The organism is Streptomyces sp. NPDC002490 (assembly GCF_040296045.1).
In the GTDB taxonomy this organism is placed as follows: Bacteria; Actinomycetota; Actinomycetes; order Streptomycetales; family Streptomycetaceae; genus Streptomyces.
Window position 1 is genome coordinate 77,963 of sequence record NZ_JBEOWM010000031.1, and the last position, 7,713, is coordinate 85,675.

Consider the following 7,713-nt stretch of genomic DNA (forward strand, 5'->3'; position numbering starts at 1 on the left):
TGCGGGACGGGACGGGCCGACCGGGGGGCCGGGCGCGGCGGCGGGTGCCGGCTGCGCCCGACCCCCTGACCGGGGGCGGGAAGGGGCGCTAGTGCGCGGCGTCGCTGGAGTCGCGGACCCGCAGCTCCGGCAGGATGGCCAGCCGGTGGCCCGGCCGGTCGGGATCGGCGAGCCGGTCGGCGAGCAGCCCGACCGCGCTGGCGCCGACCGCGTGCTTGGGCGGTGCCACGGCGGTGAGCGGGATGTCGGCGAGGGCGGCCACCTCGTCGTCGTAGGCGACGATCGCGAGGTCCTGCGGCACGCTCAGGCCGCGGGCGCGGAGCCGTTGGAGCAGCACGATCGCGTCGTGGTCGTTGTGGACCAGGGCACCGTCGAGTTCGCCCGCCGCCACGGCGTCGGCGAACCGTTCGATGGCTCGGGCCCGGCCGTCCTGGTCGGTCCCCGGCGGGGACAACCGCAGCCGCAGGACCTCGTCGGCGGCGAGGCCGGCCGCGGCGAGTCCGCCGAGGTAGCCCTCCTCCACCAGGGGCGTGTGGGGGCTGTCCTCGCGCAACAGCAGACCGATGCGCCGGCGCCCCCGGTCGACGAGGTGGCGCACCGCCGCGAGCGCGCCCGCGGCGTGGTCGGTGACCACGCTCTCGGCGCGGGCCAGCCCGGGCGCCGGCCGGCGCTCCACCAGGAGGTGGGGCACCGGGAGCTCGGCCAGCCAGCCCTGCTCGGCGACCGGTCCGCACGGGGTGATCAGCAGTCCGTCGACCCCGTCCGCGAGCAACTGCCGGGCCTGCGCCTGCTCCTCGGTCGGACTGTACTGCGAGATGCCGAGCACGAGGCGGACGCCCCGGGCCGCGGCGGCGGCCCGGGCGCCCTTGATGACGTCGGGGTAGTAGTAGTCGGCGGCCGGCACGATGAGCCCGAAGGTGAGCCGGGCGCCCGCCCCGGCGGGTGGCCGGGGCGCCCCGGCCGGCACCGGGCGGGGGCCGCCGGCGGGCCCGCGGGGCGCCTGGCGGGGCACCGCGCCGCCGTGCACCCGTTCCAACAGTCCGCGTTCGGCGAGGGACTCCACGTCCCGGCGGACGGTGATGGCGGAGACCCCCAACTCCTCGGCGAACTCCGTGACCCGCAGCGAGCCGCGCTCCCGCAGTCGGAGCAGGATCGCCTGGTGCCGTTCTTCGGCGTGCACGTGATGGATCTCCCTCTCGCCCTTTGCCGGACGTCGTTGTCGTGGGCGGTGCGGGGTCCGCCACCTGCGGTGGCGTCCCCCGGCCGCTCCGTCCCATCCGGACGACCAGTCCTCCCCGGCTGGGCCGAAGCCTAACGGCTGGTCGATCGTTTGTGAACGATTGTGTTCGAACAATCAATTTCTTGGAGGCGTGTGCGGGTTATTGCTGCTTCTTGAGCGGGCGTGTTAGAAATCGCTCACTCTTGAGCGTTGGTTCTCGTTCGCCATCCAGCAGCCCGGGTCGACCGGCCCCTGTGGGGTTCCGCCGATCGCCCGCCCCTCTCCCCGCCGTGACTGCTCGCCGCCCGTCGGACGTGCCCCCGCGTCCGCTCGCCACCCCGCCCGGAGGCCCGCCCGTGCCCGACGCCACGCCCCGATCCGCCCAGTCGCCCGCCGCACCGCAGTCCAGCCGCACCACCCCTTCCCGCCGCACCCTGCTGCGGCTCGCCATCGCCACCGCCGCGGCCGTTCCGCTCGCCTCCGCGGGCACCCTGCCCGCCCACGCCGCGGGCGACGTCTACGACACCCTCCGGGCGAAGTGGCGCGACCTGGTCCTCGGCACCGGCTTCGACCCCGCCGCCGCCCCCTACGCGGCCAAGCTCACCGCCCTGGGGACCACCGCCACCACCCTGCGCGCCAGCATGAACCCCGCGGCCGGATCCCTCTGGCCGGACCTGCCCTACGCCGACCCGGACCCCGACCTCGACGCCGAGTCCTACACCTTCTCCGGCAACCTCGGCGTCAGCTACCACCGGCTGCGGGCGCTCGCCGAGGCGTACGCCCAGCCCGGCACCGGACTGACCGGCGACCCGGGACTCCTCGCCGACCTGCTCACCGGCCTCGACCACCTGCACGCCCAGGCGTACAACGCCGGACAGGCGCGCTACGGGAACTGGTACAACTGGCAGATCGGCATCCCGCAGACGCTGCTCGACATCTGCGTCCACGTGCACGACCACCTCGGCCCCGGTCGGATCACCCCGTGGATGGCCGCCATCGACCACTTCGTGCCGGACAGCGTGGTCGCCTCGTACACCGGGACCTCCACCGGAGCCAACCGCGTCGACCTGTGCCGGGTCCTCGCCCTGCGGGGCGTCGTCGGCAAGAACTCCGCGAAGATCGCCACGGCCCGCGACGCACTGTCCCCCGTCTTCCCGTACGTCACCTCCGGCGACGGGCTCTACGCGGACGGGTCGTTCATCCAGCACGGCACCGTCCCCTACACCGGTTCCTACGGTTCCGTCATGCTCGGCGGGCTGTCCCTGCTGTTCACCCTGTTGAAGGGCTCGCAGTGGGAGGTCACCGACAGCGGCCGGCAGATCGTACTGGACTCGGTGGACACCGCGTACGCGCCGTTCCTCTACAACGGACTCGCGATGGACAGCGTCTCCGGACGGGCCGTCAGCCGCGGCCTCCAGAAGTCCGACACCCGGGCGGTCCGCCAGGACGACCACCTGCGCGGACACGCGATCATCGCCTGCATCGCGCTGCTGGCGCAGAGCGCCTCGCCGGCCGAACGCACCCGGTGGGACGCCATGGTCAAGGGCTGGATCTCCCGCGCGACGATCAACCCCCTGCTCACCAGCCCCGCCCTCGGCATCGCCCAACTCGCCCGCCTCAAGGCGATCGACGACGGGAGCGCGGTCGCCGCCCCCGAGCCCAGCGGACACCGTCTGTTCCCGGCCATGGACCGGGCCGTCCACCGCCGCCCCGGCTGGGCCGCGAACGTGTCCATGGCCTCGAACCGCATCACCTACTACGAGAACGGCAACGGCGAGCACCTCCGCGGCTGGCACAGCGGTTCGGGGATGCTGTACTGGTGGGGCAGCGACTTCGCCAACGGCCAGTACAGCGACAGCTTCTGGCCCACCGTGGACCCCTACCGACTGCCCGGCACGACGGCCTCCACCAAGCGGCTCGCCGACGGTGCGGGCGGTGCCTGGGGCGCGGCCCGCCCCGACGTCCGCTGGGTGGGCGGCGCCACCGACGGCACCTACGGCGCCGTGGGCCAGTACCTGAAGGGCCTGTCCTCCACCCTCAAGGCCAAGAAGTCCTGGTTCTTCCTCGACGACGCGGTGGTGTGCCTCGGCGCGGGCATCCACGGCCGGGACGGAACCCCCGTGGAGTCCGTCGTCGACAACCGCAACCTCGGCGCGACCGGCACCCACGTCCTGACCGTCGACGGCACCGCCCAACCCGCCACCCAGGGCTGGAGCGCGGCCTTCCCCGCCGCCCGCTGGGCCCACCTCGCGGGCCACGGCGGCTACGTCTTCCCCGGCGGCCCACCGCTGAAGGCCCTGCGCGAGACCCGGACCGGAGCCTGGTCCCACATCAACACCGGCGGCACCACCGACCCGGTCAGCCGCCGCTACCTCACCCTCTGGTTCGACCACGGCACCGACCCCACCTGGGCCACCTACAGCTATCTGCTGATGCCCGGCGCCAGCAGCGCCCAGACCGCCGCCCGCGCCGCCGACACCGGCTGGCTGGAGGTCCTCGCCAACTCCGACGAGATCCAGGGCGCCCGGGTCCCCTCGCTCGGCTTCACCGGCATCAACTTCTGGTTCGCGGGCACCGCGGGCGGCGTCACCGCGAGCGCACCCGCCTCCGTGCTGATCCGGGTCACCGGCACCACCGCCGCCGTACGGGTCAGCGGTCCGCTGCGCGACGGCGCGCCGATCGACCTGACCTGGCACCGCCCGGTCGCCGCGGTCACCGCCAAGGACCCCTCGGTGCAGGTCCTCGGCACCGGTGCCGAAGCCCGACTGCGCATCACCCCCGGCACCCTCGGCGCGGTCCACTCCGCCACGCTGTCCCTGGCCTGACGCGCCCGGTGGGGCCCGCACCACGGGCCCCACCACCCACCGAACCGCCCCCGCACATCGGCCAATCGGCTGGCCGGTTGTCGCCCTCCGCGCCCGAGCGGCGCGGAACCGCTCCGGGCGGACGCTACGATCACGGCGTGATGACGACCCGGTCACCGCTGCGCAACGTGCGGGCGGTCGTGCCCCTCCGCGTGCTGCACCGACTGCCGGTGGTCATCGTGCTGTTGTGGGGCGTGCTGCTCAGCCACGGCGTGCACGCCGACACCCCCGGGCACCACCCGGCCCCTGCGTCCGTCAGCGCCCCGACGGCCCTCGCGGCCGCACCGGTGGGCGCCTCCACCGCCGAACTCCCCGGCGACGGACACCATCCGGTGCACCCCGCCGAGCACTGCGCCCCGGCCCCGCTCCCGTCGAGCACCGCAGCCGCCGCGCCCGACGCGGCGCCGAGCGTCGACCCGGTCGCCGCCTCCGACGCGCCGCTCCCGCCCGGACGGAACACCGCCGCGACACCCGGCCCGCGCCGCACCGCGGACCACGGCACCTCGGTCATCCACCGGGTGTAGGCCCCGCACGGCTGTCCCGGCGTTCCGCCGCGCAGCCCACGGTCGTCCGCCCCCCACCACCCGCGCCCGGCGGCGCCCCTCCGCGCGGCCCCACGCCCCGCAGCCGTCGCCCGGCGCACGGAGACCCCGTTGCCCCACCCCCGTACGCCCTCGCCCCGTCACCCCGGCGACCTCCTCACCCGCATCGCCTCCGTCCTCCTCCTCGCCCTGACGCTCTGCGTCCTCGCCCACGTCCCCGTCGACGAGCACCACGGCGCCGGACCGCTGGCGACGGCCCCCGCGAACGGGGGGCACCACCCGGGAGGGCACCACGAAGGGGAGGAGTGCGGCACCGACCAGACGCCGCGCCTGCCCTCCAACACCGTCGAACCCGCCCCGCCCGGCGGCCCGTTGACGTACGCCGTCGTCCTCGCGACCCCCCACTCCTCGCCGGCCCGCGTCCACACCGTCGCCCGGTCCGCACCCGATCGAAGAACCGGGAGGGCCGCACTCGTCCGCACCTCGCGGTGGCGGATCTAGACCGCTTTCCCCGCGGCCGGACCCCGGCCGCCGCGCACCGACCCACGGGCCGAACTCCGCCCGTTCGTCCGGCGCGAGATGAGCGCACCCGTGCACCGTCGAAGGAAAGCGAACGACATGCAGTCCCTACGCGACACCACCACCGCACCGAGCGGCTCCGCCCTGCCCTCGCTGGTGGGGAACACCCCGCTGCTGCGGATCTCCGCCCCGCTGGCCCCCGAAGGACGGGGCTTCTGGGCCAAGCTGGAGGGGTTCAACCCCGGCGGGATCAAGGACCGGCCCGCGCTCTACATGGTCGAACGCGCCCGCGCCCGCGGCGAGCTGCGCCCCGGCGGCCGGATCGTCGAGTCGACCAGTGGCACCCTCGGACTCGGACTGGCCCTCGCCGGCATGGTGCACGGACACCCCGTCACCCTGGTCACCGACCCCGGCCTCGAACCCTCCATGACCCGCCTGCTCGGGGTGTACGGCGCCCGCGTCGACATCGTCACCGAACCCCACCCGGTGGGCGGTTGGCAGCAGGCGCGCCGCGACCGGGTCGCCGAACTGCTCGCCGAAGAGCCCGGGTCTTGGTGCCCCGACCAGTACAACAACCCGGACAACACCACCGCCTACACCCCCCTTGCCCTGGAACTGGCCTCCCAACTCGGCCACCTGGACGTCCTGGTGTGCAGCGTCGGCACCGGAGGCCACTCGGCCGGCGTGGGACGGGTGCTGCGCCAGCTCTACCCCGAACTGCGGATCGTCGGCGTCGACACCATCGGCTCGACCATCTTCGGCCAGCCCGCCCGCCCCCGGCTGATGCGCGGCCTGGGCTCCAGCATCCACCCGCGCAACGTGGCCTACGACAACTTCTCCGAGGTCCACTGGGTGGCCCCCGCCGAAGCCGTGTGGACCTGCCGCACCCTCGCCGCCTCCCACTACGCCACCGGCGGATGGAGCGTCGGCGCGGTCGCCCTGGTCGCCGGCTGGCTGGCGCGCACCACACCGGTACCGACCCGGATCGCCGCGATCTTCCCGGACGGCCCCCAGCGGTACCTGTCGACGGTGTACGACGACGAGTACTGCGCCCGCCACGGGCTCCTCGACGGCCCCCCGCCGCCGGCACCCGAAACCGTGGGGCACCCGACGGAGAAGGAGGTCCTGCGCTGGACCCGGTGCACCGAGGTGTCCGACCCGCTCGCCCCGGCACCGACCGCCCCGGAAGCGGGACCGCGGTGAGCGCCGCCACCGGCACCCTCGCCCAACTGCGCAGCCATCCGCGCGGGGTGAAACTCCTGCTGGTCAACCAGTTCACCATCAACCTCGGCTTCTACATGCTGATGCCGTACCTCGCGGCGCACCTGTCCGGCACCCTGGGCCTCGCCGGCTGGCTGGTCGGACTCGTCCTCGGCGTGCGCAACTTCAGCCAACAGGGCATGTTCCTGATCGGCGGCACCCTCGCCGACCGCCTCGGCCACAAGCCGATGATCGTCACCGGGTGCGCCCTGCGCACCGTCGCGTTCGCCGCACTCGGCCTGGTCGACTCGGTGCCCGCGCTGATCGCCGCCTCCGCGGCGACCGGCCTCGCGGGCGCCCTGTTCAACCCGGCGGTGCGCGCCTACCTCGCGGCGGACGCGGGGGAGCGCAGGGTGGAGGCGTTCGCGCTCTTCAACGTCTTCTACCAGGCGGGCATCCTGCTCGGCCCGCTGGTCGGCATGCTGCTCACGGGGGTCGACTTCACCGTGACCTGCCTGGTGGCGGCGGGACTGTTCGCGGTGCTCTCCGCCGTCCAGATCAAGGCCCTGCCGGCCCGTCCCGGCGCCGCACCCGAGCCGGGCGGACGCGCCGAGGGGGGAGTGCTGCGCCAGTGGCGGAGCATCCTCGCCCACCGGTCGTTCCTGCTCTTCGCCCTCGCCATGACCGGCTCGTACGTGCTGACCTTCCAGGTGTACCTGGCCCTGCCCCTGGAGGTCCGCAGGCTCGGCGGCGAGGGCCAGGGGGCCACCGCCGCGGTCGCGTTGCTGTTCGCGGTCTCCGGACTGAGCACCATCCTCGGGCAGTCCCGGGTGACGGCCTGGTGCCGGGCCCGCTGGGAACCCGGTACGGCCGTGGCCGCGGGCCTCGGGGTGATGGGGGTCGCCTTCGTCCCCCTGCTGGTGGCGACGGCGCTCCCGGTGCCGGCGGCGGGAGCGGCGCGCTGGGCGCTCGCCGTGCTGCCGCCGCTCCTGGCGGCGCTGCTGCTCGCCGTCGGCACGATGATCGCCTACCCGTTCGAGATGGACATCGTCGTCCGGCTCTCGGGTGACCGCTGGGTGGCCACGCACTACGGCCTCTACCAGACGGTCTGCGGGCTCGGCATCACCCTGGGGAACCTGCTGACCGGAGCGGCGCTCGACGCGGCCCGGTCCGCCGGCGCCCCGGCCCTGCCCTGGGCGGCGCTGTGCCTGCTCGGCCTCGGCAGTTGTCTGGCGGTGCGGGCGCTGCACCGCGCGGGCCACCTGGCGCCCGTGCACCCGGTGACCGTCTGAGCCGGTGGTGGGGGGGGGGGGGGGGCCCCGCCCCCCCCGCGGCCCCCCCGCCCACAGGAGCACCACGAAGACCAGAG

6 protein-coding genes are annotated in these 7,713 nt (G+C 74.7%); 5 read left to right on the forward strand and 1 reads right to left on the reverse strand.

Going from position 1 to position 7,713, the window contains the following annotated elements; genetic code table 11:
* Positions 1-88: 88 nt before the first annotated feature.
* On the reverse strand, positions 89-1,180 hold the full coding sequence (locus tag ABT092_RS20450) for a substrate-binding domain-containing protein (RefSeq protein WP_351245800.1): 1,092 nt from the start codon (positions 1,178-1,180) through the stop codon (positions 89-91).
* 473 nt (positions 1,181-1,653) lie between these two features.
* Between ABT092_RS20450 and ABT092_RS20455 the strand changes: the two genes are divergently transcribed.
* The 5 genes from ABT092_RS20455 (at position 1,654) to ABT092_RS20475 (ending at position 7,636) form a co-directional block, all read left to right on the forward strand.
* The gene (locus ABT092_RS20455; protein ID WP_351245816.1) at positions 1,654-4,044 is read left to right on the forward strand and encodes a polysaccharide lyase 8 family protein; all 2,391 of its coding nucleotides are present in this window, start codon (positions 1,654-1,656) and stop codon (positions 4,042-4,044) included.
* A gap of 140 nt (positions 4,045-4,184) precedes the next feature.
* Positions 4,185-4,607 (forward strand): hypothetical protein, encoded by a 423-nt coding sequence (locus tag ABT092_RS20460; RefSeq protein ID WP_351245802.1) that lies wholly within the window; start codon positions 4,185-4,187, stop codon positions 4,605-4,607.
* A gap of 129 nt (positions 4,608-4,736) precedes the next feature.
* Complete coding sequence (locus tag ABT092_RS20465; protein ID WP_351245804.1) at positions 4,737-5,126, forward strand: hypothetical protein; 390 nt, start codon at positions 4,737-4,739, stop codon at positions 5,124-5,126.
* Between the two features lie 117 nt (positions 5,127-5,243).
* Entirely contained in the window at positions 5,244-6,347 is a 1,104-nt protein-coding gene (locus ABT092_RS20470) for a PLP-dependent cysteine synthase family protein (protein ID WP_351245806.1), read from the forward strand.
* Positions 6,344-7,636: an MFS transporter gene (locus ABT092_RS20475; protein ID WP_351245808.1), complete on the forward strand. Its 1,293-nt coding sequence runs from the start codon at positions 6,344-6,346 to the stop codon at positions 7,634-7,636. The genes ABT092_RS20470 and ABT092_RS20475 overlap by 4 nt, the downstream gene beginning before the upstream one ends.
* Positions 7,637-7,713: the final 77 nt, after the last annotated feature.

Coding starts and splice junctions, on each gene's coding strand:
- ABT092_RS20460 (WP_351245802.1), top strand. CDS start 4,185: ATGACGACCCGGTCACCGCTGCGCAACGTGCGGGCGGTCGTGCCCCTC.
- ABT092_RS20470 (WP_351245806.1), top strand. CDS start 5,244: ATGCAGTCCCTACGCGACACCACCACCGCACCGAGCGGCTCCGCCCTG.